The sequence below is a fragment of the Pimelobacter sp. 30-1 genome, from assembly GCF_018831735.1.
Classification (GTDB): Bacteria; Actinomycetota; Actinomycetes; order Propionibacteriales; family Nocardioidaceae; genus Nocardioides.
This window is the reverse complement of record NZ_NHTS01000001.1, coordinates 421,928-438,596: the sequence shown is the minus strand read 5'-3', so window position 1 is coordinate 438,596 and position 16,669 is coordinate 421,928. Positions and strand designations below refer to the sequence as shown.

The following is a 16,669-nucleotide window of genomic DNA, read 5'->3' as shown; positions in this document are numbered from 1 at the left end:
CTCGACAGGGGTCGACAGTGGGACGGGTAGGTGCGGTTCGACAGCGAGGTGGACGCAGGCGGGGCGGCTGTCGAACCCGCCCCGCCTGCGGGACTTTCAGGAGAGGACGGCGATCTTGAACGCCGGCTGGGCGGTGATCGCGAACTTGCAGACCGCCGAGCCCTCGGCGGTCGCGCCCTCACCCTTGGTGCCGGGCATCGACGGCCCGATCTCCACGGGGTAGACGTGGAGGAACTGGCCGGCGGTGATCGCGGTCGCCCGCGCCACGTTCTGGCGGTCGGCGAGGAAGCCGGTGACGGCGCCGCTGACGTTGAGCCACTTCTCCCAGAGCTTGACCGGGTTGGAGGCGGCGACACCCTGGGCGTCGAAGGCGTAGGTGAGGTCACCGCCGCCGTACTTGGTCTCGCCGATGCCCTCGTAGACGAGGGTGTCGCCGAACCGGCGCTCGGTCTCGACGAGGGTGGTCTCCGCCGTCGGGTTCGGGGCGCCGTCGCTGAACGCGATGTTCGTGATGTCGAGCGCCGCAGCTCCGGTGGCCTCGGCCACGGTGGGCGCGAGGGTCGCCGAAGCGATCGTGGGGATGAAGATCCAGTTCCGGCGGCCGTACAGCTTGGCCGGTGCGGGGCGAAGCGGTTCAGGCATCGCTCGTCTCCTTGTTCTCGGCCTCTGGCCGCTGGTGGTTGGTTCGACAGGGGAAACTTGTGGGGGTGCCGCTCAGGCGAAGGTCCAGTGGTCGGACCCGAACCAGCCGGTGGCGTCGTCGTCCTCGGGCTCGCCGATCGCAAACACGAACGGACCGGCGGTGCCGCCGTCGGGGAGGTCCTGCGCCCGGCCCTCGAGGGCGAGGGCGACGAGACGCCGGAGCTCGCGGACGGTGCCGACCGAGCCGGCGTGGCAGCGGGTCGCGAGCTCGAAGTCGGGGACGCTCACCACGCCGGATCCGCGCCGGGTGGGCGCTGCATCCCTGCGGTTGAGCGCGATCTCGACGTGCTGCGCCGGCGGCGTACCGGTCGGGTCGCTGCCTCCCGGAGTGCCGGGGACGTCGTCGATGTCGTAGACGGTGGCGAGGCTGCCGAGCTCGGCCTGGATCGCGGTCTTGATCGCGGTGGCGAGCGGCTGGAGGTCGAGGTTGCCGGTCATCGCCGTCCCCTCCCGGGCCGGAACCAGTCATCCATCGCGACCCGGACGTCCCGCGTGACGAGGCCGATCGCAGCAGCGCCGGACGTCTCGAGGGCGGCGTCCAGGGCCGGCGCGCCGCCCGGAGGCGGATCGGACACCGGCCCGTAGTCCGCCGACCAGCCGACGCCGTCGACCGCGCGCGGCTGGTCCCAGGTGAGGGTCCGGTAGAACGGGCCGGCAATGGTCGTGCGCACCCGGTTCTTGGCGACGAGGTTGCCGCTCATCGCCCCCTTCCGCACCGCGGTACGGACGTCCTCGGATGCGGCGTCGGGGATGCTCGCGAGGTCACGGGCGAGATCACCGATGTGATGAACAGCCTTGAACGGCATCGATACCCCCTGGTTCGGTCGGTCGCGCATGGTCGTCAACCCGCGTGCGGGTGCACGCCGGCTGCTGCCGCCGGCCGCCGGTCAGGCAGCCGGGTACGGCGGGAGGTCCCGAGGTCCGCGGCCCCCATGGAACGGCCCTGCTCGATCGATCGAGCCGGGCCTCACTCTGGGGACGCTGCCGCCGCCTGGAACTGGGACAACTATGGCACCGCACGAGCCCGGCGAACCGAGACGCCCTTCGCACACGGACGGGACTCGGCAGCGAGCAGATCCAGCACCTCCCCGAGGCGGTAGCGCTTCGGACCCACCTGGTCGCCGTCGTCGTCGAGCCGCCGCACGGCCTGGATGCGCCCCCGCGCCGACCACTTGCGGATGCGGTCGTAGAGCCGCGGCACGCTCGTCTCGGAGTCGTGCAGCGCCACCAGGACCTCGGCGAGCTCCTTGGGCCGCGCGACCCACCCCCGCGCCTCCTCGAGGATCGTCGCCAGGTGGTCGCGTGCATAGGTGGTGATGCCGCAGCCGCGGCAGGTGACCCACGTGAGCCCCGGTACGACGTAGGTGTCGGCCCCGCACAGCGCGCCGTCGACCTCGCTGCGGCAGCTGCCGGCGTACCAGCCCGGCGCGACGTCCTCGGTGAGCCGGCGCAGCAGCTCCTCGTGCGTCGCCAGCTGACGCACGAACGCGCCGGCCCACTCCAGCGTGCCGATGCTGGCCAGGTGCTGGGCGAGCAGGCGGCAGGTCACCGCCACGACCGCCGGCTCGTCGTCCGCCGTGGGCAGCGGCAGGTTCCGGTCGTCCGCCAGGGCACGGGCCCAGGTGGTGAGGTCGCTGCCGGCCTCGCCGAGCGCGCGACCGACGCGGTCGCCGGAACGGTCGTGGTGCGCGCCGTCCCAGAGGACGCGCGATCCCGGGACCTGCTTGACCCCGGCACGCCCCGGCCGCCACCGCGCCAGGTTGCGGAAGTAGACCGGCACGAACTCCAGCGCGGTCGCGGCCCGCACCTGGCACAGGTCGCACAACGCCAGTCCGTTGGTCGTCTCGGCGGCACAGTGCAGGCAGCTCGTGCCGGGGTCGGGAGGTGCGGGCATCAGGAGATCTCCTTGGTTCGGGGAAGTCGGGGCTTGGGGTCGTCGGTACGGGCGCGCGCGGCGTCGGCGACGCTGACGAACTCGTGGCCGCTGTGGGCGGTGTGACGCTGGGCGGGCTGGGAGCAGACGTCGCACGCCGTCGCCGTGGTGAAGGGCTGCCGGGGGGACGTCGTACCGTCCACGGCCGCGGCCTGCCACCAGGGCCCCGCCTCCAGCACGCGGTACGGACTCGCGCTGGTGCGCTCGCTCGCGACCCAGGCCAGGGCGACGAACACGTCCCGTCGAGGACGGTCCAGGAGCCTGGTCTCGATGAGGGTCCTGACCTGGCGCTCAGGCCAGTCCGGGCGGGCGCGGGAGATCGCGCACGCGATGCGCTGCGCCTCGTGCTCGTTCATCTCGTCCTCCCGATTCCGAAGGTGGTCGCGCGCCGATGTCCGCAATTCGGATTCGGACTCGCCTCGATCCCGGAGCAGCGGCGCGCAACCACGAGGGACAGGCGCGGTGCGGTGGGGAGCGGTGCGGTGTAGGTCGCGTGACGCACGGCGGACGTCACGGGACGGTCACCGCGGGCGTCACGCCGCTCGTCACGCGACACGTCACGCCGCACGTCACGCGTGACCGGGCGGGCCGTCACGCCAGCTCCTCGTCGCGGAGCTCGGCGAGCCGCCGGCGGCGCTTGCGCTGCCGGTCCCGAGCACGCTCGCGCTCGGCCTCGAGCTCCTCGGCGGTGCGATGGATGTCGTGCCAGTCGTGGAACTGGTAGCCCGGCTCCCCCTCCTGCTCGCTCTCCCGCCACAGCCCCGCGGCCACCAGGCGGGTCGCCGCCTGCTTGCCGCGCGGCCATCCGGACACGAACCACGTCGGCACGAAGCCGTCCGTGCGGTACGCCGTGCAGTGCGAACCCGCGACGGTCCAGAGGCCGATCGCCTCGAGCTGGGCTCGCCGCGCCTTGGGATGCCCGTGGAACTGGTCATCGACGAGGAAGAAGGCCATCGCTCACCTCCGCCGGCGCCGCCACTCCGCGAGTGCGGCAGGCAGCTGGCGAGCACGCTCCGCGCGCTCGGCGTCGGTCCACGGCCGCCACCGCCGGACGGCGCCGGCCTGGACCCAGCGACCACCGGTGAGGCCGTCGTCGGTACGCCGGCAGGCCGGGCAGGTGTCGAACGTCCGCGCCCGGTGCTTCTCGCCGCAGCCCGTGCAGGTCTTCACGGTGCGCGAGGTCGACGAGCGCTGGCAGGACCGGCACACCGAGCTCGCCGACTGCGTCGGCTTCCCACACCCGGTGCAGGCGGACCGGGACCGGTCCGTGGAGGAGGTCACCGGCGCTGCTCGATCCGGTCGCAGCGGGGCAACGCGAGGGTGAGCGGACCGTCGGCTCCTTCGTAGGTCTCGGCGGCCGGGTCGGTGAGGCGCTCGACGGCGAGCGCCCGGAGCGCCCGGCCGCGCCGCAGGAACTCCTCGGCCAGATCGCAGACGGTGACCCGGTGGTGGGGCGGCTCCTTGGAGACGAACACGAGGGCGACGCGCTCGAGCGCGAGCTCGAGCCCGTCACCGACCGCGAGGTCGTGCGCGGCGCCGAGGTCGTAGCCGTGGTCGACGACGGCTCGAGCGAGTGCGTCGGCACCCGGCCTCGTGCCGGTCGACTTGAGGTCGACCACGATGCCGTCCAGAAGCCGGTCGTACCGGGCCTTGTGGCGCAGTCCGGCCGGCGACTCGTAGAACGCCGACACCCCGGTCGCGCCCGGGAGGTCGAAGAGCAGCGCGGCCGCACTGGGACTGCGGGTGACCGCGTCGCGCATCGCGTGCGCACGCTCCCAGTCCTCGGGCGAGACCAGCGTCTTGCCGGCCGTCGCGACCTCGGCCGCCGCGGTCCGCCACGCGGTCGTCGCCGTCGGGTGGTCGGCGACGCTGCCGTCCTTGCGGCGCCCGACCTTGCCCGGGTCGAGGACGACGTACCGGTCGTCGAGCCGATCGGGATCGAGCACCACCGCGTGGAACAGCGCCCCGAACGCACGTGCACGCGAGGCACCCGCAGCCGGGTACCGCTCGGGCAACGCCTTCCTCAGCACCGACGACGAGAGGTGGCCCGTACGGGCTCGGTAGTCCTCGATCGTCATGGCGTGGTGCAGCCCGGGCGTGATCATTCGACCACCCACAGCCGGGGCGGCTCGAGGTGCTCGGCCGGGCAGCAGTCCGGGCACAGCGGACCGTCGTGCTCGCACAGCTCGTCCACGGCGACGGCGCCGGAGCACTCAGCGCAGGCGACCCGGTGCCGGTCGAGGTCCGCGGCGATCTGCCGGTGCCACAGGCACACCCAGCACTCGTGGGGGTCGCAGGCGGTGTGGTCGACCCGCCGTGGCGGATCGACGGGACCGACCTCGGTCAGGGTCACCGGGTCGCCCCGGTGGTCGTAGACGACCCGGGCGCTCATGTGCGGTCCCCCTTCACGAGGCGCAGGCCGGGCTTCGGGTGCACCGGCGTGCCCCGCATGACGAGGCCGAGGGTGTCGAGAGCGAGATCGCGCTCCTCGCGCAGCTCATCCCTGATCCGGCGGCCGCCGACGTGCTCGATCGCCCAGAAGGCGAAGAACACGGCAGCAGCGGTCCAGGCGACGGACTCGGTCATGCGGCCCTCCCGGTGGCGGCGGCGCGGTGCTCGACGGCGCCGACGACCGCGGCCAGCGCCGACGGGCCGGCCGTCGCCGTGACCTCGCGGGCGAACCGCCCGTAGATCGCGAGAGCGGTGGAGGCACGACGGGTGCCGTCGACGCCCGGCCGGAGGGCGAGCGCGATCAGCGCCGCCGCGGTGTCGGGCGTCAGGCCCGGCTCACCGGGCTCGTAGCCGGCGGAGCGGACCGCGACGACCTCGAGGTCGGCGTACCGGTGGCGGTACCCGTCGTCGTAGCCGGCCGCACGCTTCCAGAGGCCGGCGCCGGCCGGGTCCTCGTCGCGGAGGTACAGCTCGCCGTCGGCCGTCTCCACGACGGCCGCCAGCCCCTCGGGCTCCGCGGTCTCGGTCGGCGCCAGGCTCAGCCGGCGCACTCGTGCTGTGATCATGGATGGACCCCTCTCAGGTGGTGTCTCGGGTAGGTGGTGGTCAGCCGGACGCGCCGCGCCAGCGGTAGACCCGCATCGGCCGGCCCGCGTTGCGGCCCTGGGTGTCGGTGCTCACGGACCACTCGTCGGTCTCGGCGATCAGGTCCGCGGCCTTGGCGCGGTGCACGAAGGCACCGATCCGCCGCGGCGCGACCACGCCGCGCAGCTGCTCGCGGTAGTCGTTCTGGTCGAGCCGGCCCCCGTGGAGCGAGGCGGTGGCGGCGAGGACGCCGACGAACGCGCGCCACTCGAACTCCGTCGAGGGGTGCGCGGGGTCGGCGACGAGCGAGAGCAGATCCGCTCCGTCGCCGTCGACGGACGACCAGCGCGGGACACCGGGGCCGGCCATCACGCCACCTCGGCCAGGCGTCCCAGCGGGACGCCCAGCCAGAGGGAGACCTGCACGAGCTCGATCAGGTTGTACGGCTGCGTGCCGTCGTACCGGCTCCTCGCGGTGTGGTGGGTGACGCCGAGCGCACGGGCGAGCTCTCCCTTGGTCTTGCCCTGCCGCGCCATCTCGGCGCGGACCTCGGCGGCCACGTGGGCCGCTCGGGCCTCGCCCGCCCTTCTGGCCGGAGCGCCGATCTGGAATGAACTCATGCCAGAATGGTGGAACGAACTCGTTCCACTGTCAAGCACGCGTGCCAAATTGTTTACATTCGTTCCAACTTGAACGACAATGAACCCATGGACACAGCCCGAGCCCAGGGAGAGCGTCTCGCCGCTGCGATGCCCGAGGTCATCGAGCAGGCCCGCTGGCACGCCAAGATCCGCAGCGCCCGCGCCCTCGCCACGCAAGCCGGCATGACGCACACCTACTTGAACGCGCGCCTGTCCGGCGAGGTCGTCTTCACGGTGCGCGACCTCGGCGCCCTGGGCGTCGCGCTCGGGGTCGACCCGGCCGAGCTCCTACGACGCGCCGCCGCCTTCGCCAATGAGTCGGACCCCACTGACACGCTGCAGGCGGTTGCCAACAAGGGCCAGATCGAAGAGCCGGGAGAGAACAGCATCTGACATGCGGAACACGTACAGCCCGTGGCGGGATCTTGCCAACCGTCCGCAAGTCGATCTGGTGTGGCGCGAGCTGCCCGAAGGGATTCTCGGGCAGTACGAGCACCACCTCCTCCGCATCACCCTCGATCCGCGGATGCCGCGCCGCCAGTCGCGCAGCGTCCTGGCCCACGAGCTCGCCCACGCCGACGCGCGCGACGTGCTCTCGACCTGCGAGCAGGCCAACCGCCGCCAGGAGCGCCGCGCCGACCACAAGGCCGCCCGCCGCCTCATCCACATCGACGACCTGGCCGACGTCATGGTGTCGTGCGACAACCACCTCTCGGCGATGGCGGTCGAGCTGCACGTGTCCGACGCGCTGCTGCGGATCCGGCGCGAGATGCTCTCGGCCGCCGAGAAGTACCGCCTGTGGCACCGACTAGCCGAGGCCTCCTGACGGGGCCTGCTCCGGTCGCGCGACCCGCACCAGCACCGCCGCCACCGCGGCGAAAGCCAGCGCGATGGCCACCACCCAGCCGGCCACCGCGAGGTAGCCGCCGTTGTCCGGGTTGAGGAACGGGTAGGGATACCAGCCGTCGCGGCCCTTGATCTGGTCGTGGACCAACGGCCCCCGCACCAGCGTGTACGCCGCCCACGCGATCGGGGACACCAGGATGACGCCGATCCGGCTCCAGGGCTGGGCCCGGCGGCCGGGGGCGAGGATCCAGTCGAGGACCACGACGACGGGCCCAACGACGTGCATCACCTCGTTGGTCCAGCTCGGGACGTCGCCGCCGCCGGTGACGGCGAGGCCGCGCAGCAGCAGGTTGTAGACCAGCCCCGTGATCCCCATGTACGTCGCCACGGCCACCCGGGTGCCGCTGAGCCAGGCCGGCTCGGCGCCGGTGCCGGTCCCGGTGTGCAGCAGCAGGCGCGCGGCGCCGAGCAGGAGCAGGGCCGCGGCGGCGATGTTCGACAGGATCGTGAAGTAGCTGAAGAAGTTGACCCACAGGGTCGCGCGGTCGGCGTACCCGGCGGCGTCCCAGGCGTCGACCGAGCCGGACAGGGTGACCACGGTGGCGGCGACGATCGCCACCCCCATGCCCAGCCGTACGGCGGCCCATCCGAGGCGTGCGCGGCTGCGGAGCGGCAAGGTGAGCTCCCGATTCACAGGGGGACGTCGTGCAGGTGACCGGAGCAGCCTAGAGGCGGATCCCAGGCCGCGGAAGCAGCCCCGTTCCTACGTATTTCACCCGATGTGGCAGGCCTCCCCTCCTCCCTAGCGTGTGCGGCGCGTCACAAGCGCTGGCGCCGCAGACCTGGAGGAAGCATGGACGAACTACTGGACGCGGGGGCCGCGTCGATCGCCCGCGCGGTGCGCAGCCGAGCGGTGTCTCCCGTCGAGGTGCTCGACGCGACGCTGGCTCGTCTCGACCGGCTCGACCCGGTGCTCAATGCGGTCACCTTCGTCGCGCGCGACGAGGCGACGACGCGGGCGCGTGACCTGGAGCGCCGGATCGGGGCCGGCGAGGACGTCGGCGTGCTGGCGGGCGTGCCGACGTTGATGAAGGACCTCTTCGGCCACAAGCCGGGCTGGCCGGCCACCTTGGGGCAGGTCCCGGGGCTGCTGGAGCGCAGGGCGACGGGGTGGAGCACCTTCCCGGCCGCGATGGAGGCGGCAGGCGCGATCGTGGTGGGCCAGACGAACAGCCCGGCCTTCGGCTTCCGGGGTACGACGGACAACGCCGTGACCGGTCCGACGCGCAACCCGCACAGCCTCGACCACAACGCGGGTGGGTCCTCCGGCGGCAGCGCGGCCGCGGTGGCCGGCGGCATCGTCCCGGTGGCGGGGGCCACCGACGGGGGCGGCTCGATCCGGATCCCGGCGGCGTGGTGCGGAGCCGTCGGCTTCCAGCCGTCCCCCGGCACGATCCCCTTCGTCAACCGGCCGAACGCGTTCGGCCCCTCGCTCTTCCTGTACGAGGGCCCGATCACGCGCAGCACCGAGGACTGCGCGCTCGCGCTCACCGCGATGGCCCGTGCCGACGTACGCGATCCGTCGAGCAGCGGCGCCGCGCCGCCGCGGTTCGCCGAGCACCTGGGGCAGCAGTCGCTGCGGGGCGTGCGGATCGGCTTCACGCCGGACTTCGGCCTGTTCCCCGTCGAGCGCGGGATCGTGCAGGTCTTCCACGAGGCGCTTCTCGCGCTGGAGTCGCTGGGGGCCGAGGTCGAGGAGGTGCGGTTCGGCTGGCGGCACAGCCACACCGAGCTCACCGACACCTGGTGCCGTACGACGGCGGTGGGCGTGCACGAGGGGCTCGGGCAGCTGCGCGACGAGGGCTACGAGCTCGCGTCGCTCGGGCTCCCGGACCAGCTCCTGCACTGGGCCTCCCGGGTGCCGGCCCTCGGTGTCGACGACCTGGTCCGCGACGCGCAGACCCGCACCCACGTGTACGACGAGATGCACGCGGCCTTCGCGACGTACGACCTGGTCGTCTCGCCGACCGTGGCCGCGATGCCCGTGCGCAACCGCTCGGACGGCGACACCGTCGGGCCGTCGAGCATCGAGGGCGAGCCGGTCGATCCGCTGATCGGCTGGTGCATGACCTACCTGACCAACTTCTCGGGCAACCCCAGCGCATCGGTGCCGATGGGGACCGTCGACGGCCTCCCGGTGGGGATGCAGGTCACCGGTCCGCGGCACGGCGATGTCGCCGTCCTCCGGGCGATCTCGGCCTTCGAGGCCGCCCGGCCGTGGCCGCTCAGCGCCCACCTCACCTCGCAAGGAGAAGCGGCATGACCCTCCCCGCCACCGGCCTCACGGCACCGCCCCCGCCCACCGAGCCCGAGCACTCGGTGCTCTCCGAGGAGTACGAGAACACGCCCGTCCCGCTGAGCGCCCGGCGCTCGCTGCTCTCGAACGTGCTGGTGTGGATGGGGTTCCCGATGATCCTCACCTGCGCCGTCTCGGGCGGCCTGATCGTCGCCGCCCTGGGGCTGGCGCACGGTGCGCTGGCGATCCTGGTCGGCAACCTCGTGCTGTTCGCGTACACCGGGCTGATCGGGATCGTGTCGACCCGGCACGGCCTCAACTTCCGCCTCCAGTCGGCCCTGACCTTCGGCGCCAAGGGGTCCACGATCATCACCGGCTCGATGGCGACCATCGTCGTGGGCTGGTTCGCGGTGCAGGTGGCGCTGACCGGCGAGAGCATGGCCGACGCCTTCGACGTCAATGTCGTCGTCGTGACCGTCGTGGCCGGACTGCTCTACACCGGGTTCACCGTGCTCGGCGTCAAGGCGCTGACGCTGATCGGCTACGTGTCGATCCCGCTGTTCCTGGTCTTCGGGCTCTGGGCCGCGATCGACGCGACGACCTCCGCCGGCTGGTCGGCCGTCAGCTCGTACGACGGCGACGGGTCGCTGACCTTCGGCTTCGCGGTCACGATGGTGATCGCCCTGTTCGTCGACGGCGGCACCATGACCGGCGACTTCAACCGGTGGGCCAAGAACACCCGCCACTCGCTGATCTCGACCGCGGGCGCCTTCCCGTTCGCCAACACGGTCTCGATGCTGCTGGGCGGCCTCATCACCGCGGCCACCGCGTCGGCCACCGATGCCAACTTCTTCGGCAGGTTCGCCGACCAGGGCGGGCTCCTCGCCGTGCTCGCGATCCTGCTGCTGTTCATGAACCTCGGCAGCGTCTGCGCGCACAACCTCTACCTGTCCGCGGTCGGCTGGGCGAGCCTGACCCGGCGGAGCATGCAGCTGGCCGCCACCGTCATCGGCGTGCTCGGGATCGCCATCGCGATCTCGGGCGCCTGGAACCACTTCAGCACCTGGCTCTCGCTGCTCGGCGTGCTCGTGCCGTCGCTGGGCGCGGTGATGATCGTCGACCAGCTCGTCGTACGCCGCACGGAGTGCGCGGTCGTCGCGTCCGGCTACCGCGTCCACGCCTTCGCCGGCTGGGCCCTGGGCAGCGCCTGCGCCGGGCTCGCGGAGGCCTTCGCGCCGCAGCTCTCCACCGCGGTGGTCGGCATGGTCGCGGGCGCGGCGGCGTACCTCGTCGTGCACCGGCTGTTCTCGGGCGACGGGGGTCCGTGGCCGCCTCCGGCTGCGTAGAGTGCAGGGGGCGCACGGAGGTGGACATGGGCAGCGGGTACCCCGCATCACAGGCGATCGAGGCCGCGTGGCGGGTCCCGGGGATCGTCGCCGGACTGGCGCCCGCTGCCGAGCGCGCCGAGGCCGTCTTCGACGAGCTGCGCCACGTCCTCTCGTACGCCGCCGTCCAGCTGGCCCGGTGGGATGCCGCACACGGCACCCACCGGGTCATCGCCAGCCGGGGCTACCCGGACGCCGTGCTGGCCTCGCTGCACAGCGAGCTCTACCGCAACGACCGGGTCTGGCCCGTCCTCGCCAACCAGCACGGACCGGTCTTCTGGGACGACTGCCCCTTCGACCGCAAGGGATCGGGCTTCTACACGACGGTCCTCGAGCCGCACGGGTACGGCGAGGGCGCGACGATGCTGCTCCGCTCCCCCGACGGCGACTACCTGGGGATGCTCACCCTCAACATCGAGGACGCCCGCGCCCCCATCGAGGGCACCCGGTCCCTGCTGGGCGTCGCCGGCGCCGCCCTCTTCCCCCTCGTCGCACCGGACCGCAACGCCCACGCGCTGGTGCTGCAGTGCGCGCCGGACGCCGACGCCGTCGCGGTCCGCGACGCCCAGGGCGACTGGCAGCCCCTGCGCGACTGGCCGATGCCGCCGGCCGAGCTGCTGGCCCACCTCGACGCGAGCCCGGCGCTGCCGGCCCAGGCCCGGTTCCCGTGGTTCGACGAGCGCGAGCGCGGCCGGGGCGTCAGCGCCCACGTCCAGGTGCTGCCGACCGGCGACCTGACCTATCCGACCGTGCTGACGCTCCAGCGGGCGCGGACGCCGTTCGGCCTCACCCGGCGCGAGGTCCAGATCCTCTCGCTCGTCGCCCGCGGCCTCTCCAACGCCGAGATCGCGGCCTCTCTGCACCTGAGCGTCCGCACCGTCGGCACCCACATGGACCACGTCCTGTGCAAGCTCGAGGTCACGTCCCGCACGGCAGCGGCGATCAAGGCGATCGACCACGCCGTCCTCGCGGTGCACCCCGGACCGACCCCGCGGCCGCGCTGACCTGCGGTCACCCCGCCAGGTACCAGGCGGTCGCCGCCACGAGTCCCGCGCTCAGCGCGACGAACGACAGGTACGAGCCACCTCGGAACCACGCCTTCTCGTGCACGGTCTTGGAGAACGCCATGGGCAGGAACGACAGCGGGTTCACGATGCCGCCGAAGGCGACCGGCAGCACGACGTACCAGGGGATCGAGGGCACGGCCAGGCCGACCGCCACGAGCAGGGCGCCCATGATGATCCAGTCGAGGTGGACCTGACGCAGCCGGTGCGGGTCCACCACGCCGAAGCGCCGCAGGGAGCCGGGACGCTCGACGGCCGCTGCCAGCGCGAACCCGGAGACGGCGCCCACCGAGATCGAGACCAGGCCGATGCCGACCAGGCCGTCGGCGCTCATGCGTCCTCCGGAGCGGTCGCCACGGTCCGCAGCCGGCGGCGGTCGACCGTCAGCCGGAGGACGTCGGGGCGCGCGTAGTGGCCGGTCGCGTCGAGGTCGAGGTGCAGGCCGGGGAGCCCGTCGACGTCGAGGTCCGCGTAGACGATCCCCTCGACCCCGCGCTGCGGCTCGAGGATCCACTCGCCCTCGGGGCCGATCACGGCGGAGCCACCGGCGAAGTAGTGCTCGCCCGGGCCGACCCGGTGGTCCTCGCCGAGCGCGGCGGCGTACTCCTCGCGCATGTCCTCCGGCACGGCCTCGTACGGCAGCAGCAGGCCGGCGGCGATGACGTAGCAGCGTCCCTCGAAGGCGTAGGACCGCGCGGCGAGGAGGTGCTCCTCGGTCAGGTCGGGCCACACGGCGACGTGGATCTGCTCGTAGTCGGCGTGGAGCGCGGCGCGCGCGAGCGGGTTCCAGTGCTCCCAGCAGACGAGGCCGCCCACCCGGCCCACAGGCAGGTCGACGGCGCGCAGCCCCGCGGCGTCGCCGGGCGCCCAGACGATCTTCTCCGCGTGCGTGGGGACCAGCTTGCGGTGGACGTTGACGACCTCGCCGTCCGGCGCGATCGTGACGAGCGAGTTGTAGAGGGTCCCGCTGCCGCGCTCGGAGCGCTCGTTGACACCGATCACGACCGAGACGTCGTGGGTGGCGGCGGCGCCGCGGAGCGCGTCGATGTCGTCGGGGACGACGACGCTCTCGCGGAGCATCGCGGCGTACAGGTCGCGGGCCCGGCGGTTCCCCCACGAGGTGCAGGAGAAGGCCCAGCCGGGGTACCCGGTGAGCCACGTCTCCGGGAAGACGACCAGGTCCGCCCCGCCTGCGGCCGCCTCGGCGATCGCCTGCGCGGCGATCTCCAGGGACGCGGTCAGGTCGTGCAGCCGGGCGGGCCGCTGCACGATCGCTGCTCGTTGGGTCATGCCGGACTCCTCTTGCTTGTGGGGCTGTCGGGTGGGACAGTACCCCAGGTCCTTATCGATCGATAAGGAGCCATGAGAGAAAGGTCCCCCCGTGGTTGACACGACAGCGCGATCCGCGGATCAGCAGCTCGAACAGCTCGGCTACCGCCCCGTCCTGCGCCGGGGCCTCGGCGTCTGGTCGACGTTCTCGATCGGGGTCGCGACCGTCGCGCCGGTGGTCGGGCTCTACGCGATCGTGCCGCTGGGCCTGATGACCGCAGGCCCCGGCTGGGTCTGGGTGCTCGGCGCCTGCCTGCTCCTCCAGCTGTGCACGGCGCTCGTGTTCGGCGTCCTCGCCGGCCGCTACCCGATCGCCGGCGGCCCGTTCCAGTGGGCCCGCCGCCTCGTCGGCCCGCGGTACGCCGTCTTCACCGGCGTCACGTACGTCGTCGCGGTCTCCGCCGCCCTGACCACCGTCACCTACCTGGCGGCCCCCTGGCTCTCCCAGCTCCTCCTGGACCGCCCGGTCTCCGGCGTGGAGCAGGCCGTCTGGAGCGCCGCGCTGCTCCTGGTCGCGCTCGGCGTCAACAGCCTCGGCGTCGGCGCCACCAAGGCGCTCGTCAACCTCGGCATCGTCTGCGAGATCGTGGCGTCGCTGGTGCTCGGGCTCGTCCTGATCATCGGCTTCCGGCACCACGACTTCAGCGTGCTGTTCACCAGCGCCGGCTCCCTCGCAGCCGAGGACGGGAAGTCGCTGACCGCCGTCCTCGCGGCCTTCGCTGTCTGCGGCTGGGCGTTCGTCGGCTTCGACGCCGGCGCCTCGGTCGCGGAGGAGACCGTCGACGCGAGCCGGAGCGTGCCGCGGGCCGTCGTCTCGGCCACCGCCGTGGTCGGCCTCGTCGTGATGGTGGTGGCGATCGCCGTCATCCTCAGCGCCCCGGAGAACGGCCCCCTCACCCCGGCGGCCGTGGCCGACCCGATCCTCCACACCGTGCTCGCCAACCTCGGCGACTGGGCCCGGATCCCGTTCCTGACGCTGGTCTGCATCACCTTCGTCGCCTGCGTCCTGTCGATGCAGACCTACCTGGGCCGGGTCATCTTCGCCGCCGCGCGCGAGGGCGTGCTGCCGCGGAGCCTGCGGCTCGACGACGTCACCCAGCGCAGCGCCGCGCCCGTCCGCGCCATGGCGCTGGCCAGCACCCTCGCCGGGCTCGGCCTGCTGCTCGGCCTCAACCCCCGGGCGATCGGCACCATGATCACCTTCGGGACCGGCGGGCTCTACATCACGTTCTTCCTGGTCGTCGCGGCGACCGCCTTCGCCCTGCTCACCGGTCGCTGGCGCCCGCTGCCGACCCGCCGCGCCGAGCGGGGCTTCCGGGTGATCGTCGGGATCGCCTTCACCTGGCTCGCGTTCGAGGTCGTCAACATCGCCTGGCCGCGCAGCATCCTGGCGGCGCCGGGTGCGTCGACATTCGAGATCTGGGCGGTGTCGATCGTGTTCAGCATCGTCGCCGTCGGCACCGGGCTGGCGATCCTCCTCGGCCGGCCCGAGCGGCGGATGCGGCCCGTCCCCGAGGACCGCCCCTAGGGTGTGTCTCTCCAGTCCGCGCCGTCGCGAGCGGCGTTTGCGGCCGATCTGGCAAGGCGGAGCAGCGAAGGCGGACCGGAGGCCCGTCGAGTCTGTGACAACGCCGCCAGATCGAGTCGCAAACGCCGCGCAGCAGGCGGGGACTGGAGAGACACACCCTAGGACGTGGCGACCCGCAGCCCGCGCAGGATGAAGTCCGCGCCCTGCCGGGCCGCCTCCTCCGGCGACGTCGCGAGGCCGAGGGTGTTGAGGTTCATGTGGCTGATCGTGATCCCGGCGATCATCGCCTCGGCGACCACCGGGTCGATCGCGACGAACTCACCGGCAGCGATCCCCTCGGCGACCAGCGCCTGCAGGATGTCGGCCAGCTCGCCCAGCTTGGCCGCCCACGCCTCGAAACCCGGCTCGTGCACGAAGTCCGACGCGTGGGCTCCCGCCAGCGGGATCGCGCCGGAGTGGATCGCCAGCAGGTCGTCGTACACGTAGGCGTGGAGGCGCTCCGCCGGCGAGCCCGGCGCGGCGAGCGCGGCCCGGGCCTTGACCAGCGTCTCATCGAGGCTGACCGCCAGCAGGTTCTCGGCGATCGCCTGCTTGGACTTGAAGAAGTGGAAGAGCGCGGGTTGGGTGACCCCCACGCTCGCGGCGATCTGCCGGGTGCTCGTGCCGCGGTACCCGTGTCGCCAGAAGAGGATCGACGCCTGCCGGAGGATCGACTCCCGGGTCTCGCTCACGCAGCCCGCCTTCGCTCGGCAACAGGCACGACCGCGAGCATAGACGGCACAGGGACAAAGCCGGGACACGGAAGGGACAACACCGAGGACAACGGTCGTCGCCCGCGGGACGAACCGCCTCCTAGCGTCGCCGCATGACCTCACCGGACCGGAACCGCAGATCCCCCCTCGCCCTGGCCGCGACCCTCCTCACCGCCTTCCTGGTGGCCTTCGCGTCCCCCGCCCAGGCCGCCGCCGGGGAGTGGCAGGACGGCACCAGCCAGTCCGACACGATCATCGACTGCCTCACCCGCCTGCCCTCGACCGGCGTCACCGCCAACACCGGCTGGTGGTCCCCGACCGGCGAGGTGCCGAAGGTAGGCGAGCCGTTCCTCCTGCACGGCTACATCGGCCTCGTCGGCCTGCCGTGCAGCAGCGGCGTCGCCGTCCTGCCCGAGCTCGTCTTCGACGAGACCGCCTTCGGCTACCCCGACGAGCCGGTCAAGTGGGGCATCAACGACATCGACGACCCGACCCCGACCTTCTCCACCGACCGGGTCGAGCTGACCCGCGGCCCCAACGGCGGCATCGCGATCGCCTCGGTCGGGGGCCGCGCGATCACCCTCGAGCGCGGACAGATCTTCGAGTTCCAGGTCCCCGTCGTCGCCAAGCGCGCCCTCAAGGGCACCGCCACCCGCGCCCCCAGCTGCCCCGGCCGCACCGCCGGCACCAAGCCGTGCGCCGTCGCCGAGAGCGGCGACCACCTGCAGGTCGCCTTCAAGGTGAGCGGGCACGGCGGCAACAAGGCGTACGTGACGCCGTACGTCCCGCTGTTCGCGACCGGCTCCGGCGGCACCGGCGGCGGTGTGGTGGCCAAGGTCGCCTCGACCACCGCGGCGACGTACAAGGTGGCGGCGCGCAAGAAGGGCACCGCGACCGTCACCGTCCGCGCCGGCAAGACGGCGACCGGGCGGGTCGTCGTACGGGATCTTGCTCGCGGCGGCCGCGTCGTCGGCCAGAGCACGCTCACGGCGGGCCACCGCGGCGTCGTCCGGGTCTCCGTGGCCAGGCTCGGCAAGGGCAAGCACCGCCTCGTCGCCCAGTACGCCGGGTCGCCGACGGTGAAGCCCTCGAGCTCGTCAGTGCGGTCCATCCGGCTGCGCTGACCCCGCACCCTCACCCGCGCCGCGAGGCCCCGA

The 16,669-nt window shown here is 72.8% G+C and carries 24 protein-coding genes; 7 read left to right on the top strand and 17 right to left on the bottom strand.

Annotation, left to right across the window (positions count from 1 at the left end):
- Positions 1-96: 96 nt before the first annotated feature.
- The 13 genes from CCO04_RS02075 to CCO04_RS02015 form a co-directional block, all read right to left on the bottom strand.
- Complete coding sequence (locus CCO04_RS02075) at positions 97-642, bottom strand: hypothetical protein (protein ID WP_215812426.1); 546 nt, start codon at positions 640-642, stop codon at positions 97-99.
- A gap of 72 nt (positions 643-714) precedes the next feature.
- Positions 715-1,140 carry a hypothetical protein gene (locus CCO04_RS02070; RefSeq protein ID WP_215812425.1) on the bottom strand — a complete coding sequence of 142 codons (426 nt, stop codon included), beginning with the start codon at positions 1,138-1,140 and terminating at the stop codon, positions 715-717.
- Positions 1,137-1,538, bottom strand: a complete 402-nt coding sequence (locus tag CCO04_RS02065) for a hypothetical protein (protein WP_215812424.1) — start codon at positions 1,536-1,538, stop codon at positions 1,137-1,139. The genes CCO04_RS02070 and CCO04_RS02065 overlap by 4 nt, the downstream gene beginning before the upstream one ends.
- Before the next feature lie 170 nt (positions 1,539-1,708).
- A complete protein-coding gene (locus CCO04_RS02060; protein WP_215812423.1) occupies positions 1,709-2,596 on the bottom strand; it encodes a hypothetical protein in 888 nt (295 codons plus the stop codon).
- Positions 2,596-2,991, bottom strand: a complete 396-nt coding sequence (locus CCO04_RS02055; protein ID WP_215812422.1) for a hypothetical protein — start codon at positions 2,989-2,991, stop codon at positions 2,596-2,598. The genes CCO04_RS02060 and CCO04_RS02055 overlap by 1 nt, the downstream gene beginning before the upstream one ends.
- 235 nt (positions 2,992-3,226) lie before the next feature.
- Complete coding sequence (locus CCO04_RS02050) at positions 3,227-3,589, bottom strand: hypothetical protein (RefSeq protein ID WP_215812421.1); 363 nt, start codon at positions 3,587-3,589, stop codon at positions 3,227-3,229.
- A 3-nt stretch (positions 3,590-3,592) separates the two neighbouring features.
- Positions 3,593-3,805 carry a hypothetical protein gene (locus CCO04_RS02045; RefSeq protein WP_215812420.1) on the bottom strand — a complete coding sequence of 71 codons (213 nt, stop codon included), beginning with the start codon at positions 3,803-3,805 and terminating at the stop codon, positions 3,593-3,595.
- Between the two features lie 107 nt (positions 3,806-3,912).
- Positions 3,913-4,740 (bottom strand): hypothetical protein, encoded by an 828-nt coding sequence (locus CCO04_RS02040; RefSeq protein WP_215812419.1) that lies wholly within the window; start codon positions 4,738-4,740, stop codon positions 3,913-3,915.
- Positions 4,737-5,027, bottom strand: a complete 291-nt coding sequence (locus tag CCO04_RS02035; RefSeq protein WP_215812418.1) for a hypothetical protein — start codon at positions 5,025-5,027, stop codon at positions 4,737-4,739. The genes CCO04_RS02040 and CCO04_RS02035 overlap by 4 nt, the downstream gene beginning before the upstream one ends.
- Complete coding sequence (locus CCO04_RS02030; RefSeq protein ID WP_215812417.1) at positions 5,024-5,221, bottom strand: hypothetical protein; 198 nt, start codon at positions 5,219-5,221, stop codon at positions 5,024-5,026. Before CCO04_RS02030 ends, CCO04_RS02035 begins: the two co-directional genes overlap by 4 nt.
- The gene (locus tag CCO04_RS02025) at positions 5,218-5,652 is read right to left on the bottom strand and encodes a hypothetical protein (RefSeq protein WP_215812416.1); all 435 of its coding nucleotides are present in this window, start codon (positions 5,650-5,652) and stop codon (positions 5,218-5,220) included. Before CCO04_RS02025 ends, CCO04_RS02030 begins: the two co-directional genes overlap by 4 nt.
- A 40-nt stretch (positions 5,653-5,692) precedes the next feature.
- Entirely contained in the window at positions 5,693-6,040 is a 348-nt protein-coding gene (locus CCO04_RS02020) for a hypothetical protein (RefSeq protein ID WP_215812415.1), read from the bottom strand.
- Positions 6,040-6,291 carry a hypothetical protein gene (locus CCO04_RS02015; RefSeq protein WP_215812414.1) on the bottom strand — a complete coding sequence of 84 codons (252 nt, stop codon included), beginning with the start codon at positions 6,289-6,291 and terminating at the stop codon, positions 6,040-6,042. Before CCO04_RS02015 ends, CCO04_RS02020 begins: the two co-directional genes overlap by 1 nt.
- 87 nt (positions 6,292-6,378) lie before the next feature.
- On the opposite strand from CCO04_RS02015, the gene CCO04_RS02010 reads away from it, so the two are divergent.
- Positions 6,379-6,705 carry a helix-turn-helix transcriptional regulator gene (locus CCO04_RS02010; RefSeq protein ID WP_215812413.1) on the top strand — a complete coding sequence of 109 codons (327 nt, stop codon included), beginning with the start codon at positions 6,379-6,381 and terminating at the stop codon, positions 6,703-6,705.
- A gap of 1 nt (position 6,706) precedes the next feature.
- The gene (locus CCO04_RS02005; protein ID WP_215812412.1) at positions 6,707-7,138 is read left to right on the top strand and encodes an ImmA/IrrE family metallo-endopeptidase; all 432 of its coding nucleotides are present in this window, start codon (positions 6,707-6,709) and stop codon (positions 7,136-7,138) included.
- On the opposite strand, the gene CCO04_RS02000 is transcribed toward CCO04_RS02005, so the two are convergent.
- Complete coding sequence (locus CCO04_RS02000) at positions 7,121-7,834, bottom strand: Pr6Pr family membrane protein (protein WP_215812411.1); 714 nt, start codon at positions 7,832-7,834, stop codon at positions 7,121-7,123. The genes CCO04_RS02005 and CCO04_RS02000 overlap by 18 nt on opposite strands.
- Positions 7,835-8,011: 177 nt before the next feature.
- On the opposite strand from CCO04_RS02000, the gene CCO04_RS01995 reads away from it, so the two are divergent.
- Genes CCO04_RS01995 through CCO04_RS01985 form a run of 3 tightly spaced genes read left to right on the top strand, consistent with a single transcriptional unit; the run spans position 8,012 to position 11,843 of the window.
- A complete protein-coding gene (locus CCO04_RS01995; RefSeq protein ID WP_215812410.1) occupies positions 8,012-9,481 on the top strand; it encodes an amidase in 1,470 nt (489 codons plus the stop codon).
- Entirely contained in the window at positions 9,478-10,800 is a 1,323-nt protein-coding gene (locus CCO04_RS01990; protein ID WP_215812409.1) for a cytosine permease, read from the top strand. The genes CCO04_RS01995 and CCO04_RS01990 overlap by 4 nt, the downstream gene beginning before the upstream one ends.
- Before the next feature lie 26 nt (positions 10,801-10,826).
- The gene (locus CCO04_RS01985; RefSeq protein WP_215812408.1) at positions 10,827-11,843 is read left to right on the top strand and encodes a helix-turn-helix transcriptional regulator; all 1,017 of its coding nucleotides are present in this window, start codon (positions 10,827-10,829) and stop codon (positions 11,841-11,843) included.
- A gap of 7 nt (positions 11,844-11,850) precedes the next feature.
- On the opposite strand, the gene CCO04_RS01980 is transcribed toward CCO04_RS01985, so the two are convergent.
- Both CCO04_RS01980 and CCO04_RS01975 read right to left on the bottom strand, forming a co-directional pair.
- Entirely contained in the window at positions 11,851-12,237 is a 387-nt protein-coding gene (locus CCO04_RS01980) for a hypothetical protein (protein ID WP_215812407.1), read from the bottom strand.
- Positions 12,234-13,193 (bottom strand): carbon-nitrogen hydrolase family protein, encoded by a 960-nt coding sequence (locus tag CCO04_RS01975; protein WP_215812406.1) that lies wholly within the window; start codon positions 13,191-13,193, stop codon positions 12,234-12,236. Before CCO04_RS01975 ends, CCO04_RS01980 begins: the two co-directional genes overlap by 4 nt.
- A 91-nt stretch (positions 13,194-13,284) precedes the next feature.
- Here CCO04_RS01975 and CCO04_RS01970 point away from each other — a divergent pair, with 91 nt between their 5' ends.
- Positions 13,285-14,760 (top strand): APC family permease, encoded by a 1,476-nt coding sequence (locus CCO04_RS01970; protein ID WP_215812405.1) that lies wholly within the window; start codon positions 13,285-13,287, stop codon positions 14,758-14,760.
- A gap of 158 nt (positions 14,761-14,918) precedes the next feature.
- On the opposite strand, the gene CCO04_RS28195 is transcribed toward CCO04_RS01970, so the two are convergent.
- Entirely contained in the window at positions 14,919-15,491 is a 573-nt protein-coding gene (locus CCO04_RS28195; protein ID WP_215812404.1) for a TetR/AcrR family transcriptional regulator, read from the bottom strand.
- Between the two features lie 134 nt (positions 15,492-15,625).
- On the opposite strand from CCO04_RS28195, the gene CCO04_RS01960 reads away from it, so the two are divergent.
- Positions 15,626-16,636, top strand: a complete 1,011-nt coding sequence (locus CCO04_RS01960) for an Ig-like domain-containing protein (protein WP_215812403.1) — start codon at positions 15,626-15,628, stop codon at positions 16,634-16,636.
- Positions 16,637-16,669: the final 33 nt, after the last annotated feature.

Excerpts from the sequence above, each read along its gene's own strand:
- CCO04_RS01975 (WP_215812406.1), bottom strand. The coding sequence starts at position 13,193 with ATGACCCAACGAGCAGCGATCGTGCAGCGGCCCGCCCGGCTGCACGAC.
- CCO04_RS02020 (WP_215812415.1), bottom strand. The coding sequence starts at position 6,040 with ATGGCCGGCCCCGGTGTCCCGCGCTGGTCGTCCGTCGACGGCGACGGA.
- CCO04_RS02040 (WP_215812419.1), bottom strand. The coding sequence starts at position 4,740 with ATGATCACGCCCGGGCTGCACCACGCCATGACGATCGAGGACTACCGA.
- CCO04_RS02065 (WP_215812424.1), bottom strand. The coding sequence starts at position 1,538 with ATGCGCGACCGACCGAACCAGGGGGTATCGATGCCGTTCAAGGCTGTT.
- CCO04_RS02015 (WP_215812414.1), bottom strand. The coding sequence starts at position 6,291 with ATGAGTTCATTCCAGATCGGCGCTCCGGCCAGAAGGGCGGGCGAGGCC.
- CCO04_RS01995 (WP_215812410.1), top strand. The coding sequence starts at position 8,012 with ATGGACGAACTACTGGACGCGGGGGCCGCGTCGATCGCCCGCGCGGTG.
- CCO04_RS02055 (WP_215812422.1), bottom strand. The coding sequence starts at position 2,991 with ATGAACGAGCACGAGGCGCAGCGCATCGCGTGCGCGATCTCCCGCGCC.
- CCO04_RS02050 (WP_215812421.1), bottom strand. The coding sequence starts at position 3,589 with ATGGCCTTCTTCCTCGTCGATGACCAGTTCCACGGGCATCCCAAGGCG.
- CCO04_RS02035 (WP_215812418.1), bottom strand. The coding sequence starts at position 5,027 with ATGAGCGCCCGGGTCGTCTACGACCACCGGGGCGACCCGGTGACCCTG.
- CCO04_RS02010 (WP_215812413.1), top strand. The coding sequence starts at position 6,379 with ATGGACACAGCCCGAGCCCAGGGAGAGCGTCTCGCCGCTGCGATGCCC.
- CCO04_RS02030 (WP_215812417.1), bottom strand. The coding sequence starts at position 5,221 with ATGACCGAGTCCGTCGCCTGGACCGCTGCTGCCGTGTTCTTCGCCTTC.
- CCO04_RS01990 (WP_215812409.1), top strand. The coding sequence starts at position 9,478 with ATGACCCTCCCCGCCACCGGCCTCACGGCACCGCCCCCGCCCACCGAG.
- CCO04_RS01960 (WP_215812403.1), top strand. The coding sequence starts at position 15,626 with ATGACCTCACCGGACCGGAACCGCAGATCCCCCCTCGCCCTGGCCGCG.
- CCO04_RS02075 (WP_215812426.1), bottom strand. The coding sequence starts at position 642 with ATGCCTGAACCGCTTCGCCCCGCACCGGCCAAGCTGTACGGCCGCCGG.
- CCO04_RS01985 (WP_215812408.1), top strand. The coding sequence starts at position 10,827 with ATGGGCAGCGGGTACCCCGCATCACAGGCGATCGAGGCCGCGTGGCGG.
- CCO04_RS02025 (WP_215812416.1), bottom strand. The coding sequence starts at position 5,652 with ATGATCACAGCACGAGTGCGCCGGCTGAGCCTGGCGCCGACCGAGACC.
- CCO04_RS02005 (WP_215812412.1), top strand. The coding sequence starts at position 6,707 with ATGCGGAACACGTACAGCCCGTGGCGGGATCTTGCCAACCGTCCGCAA.
- CCO04_RS02060 (WP_215812423.1), bottom strand. The coding sequence starts at position 2,596 with ATGCCCGCACCTCCCGACCCCGGCACGAGCTGCCTGCACTGTGCCGCC.
- CCO04_RS01980 (WP_215812407.1), bottom strand. The coding sequence starts at position 12,237 with ATGAGCGCCGACGGCCTGGTCGGCATCGGCCTGGTCTCGATCTCGGTG.
- CCO04_RS02070 (WP_215812425.1), bottom strand. The coding sequence starts at position 1,140 with ATGACCGGCAACCTCGACCTCCAGCCGCTCGCCACCGCGATCAAGACC.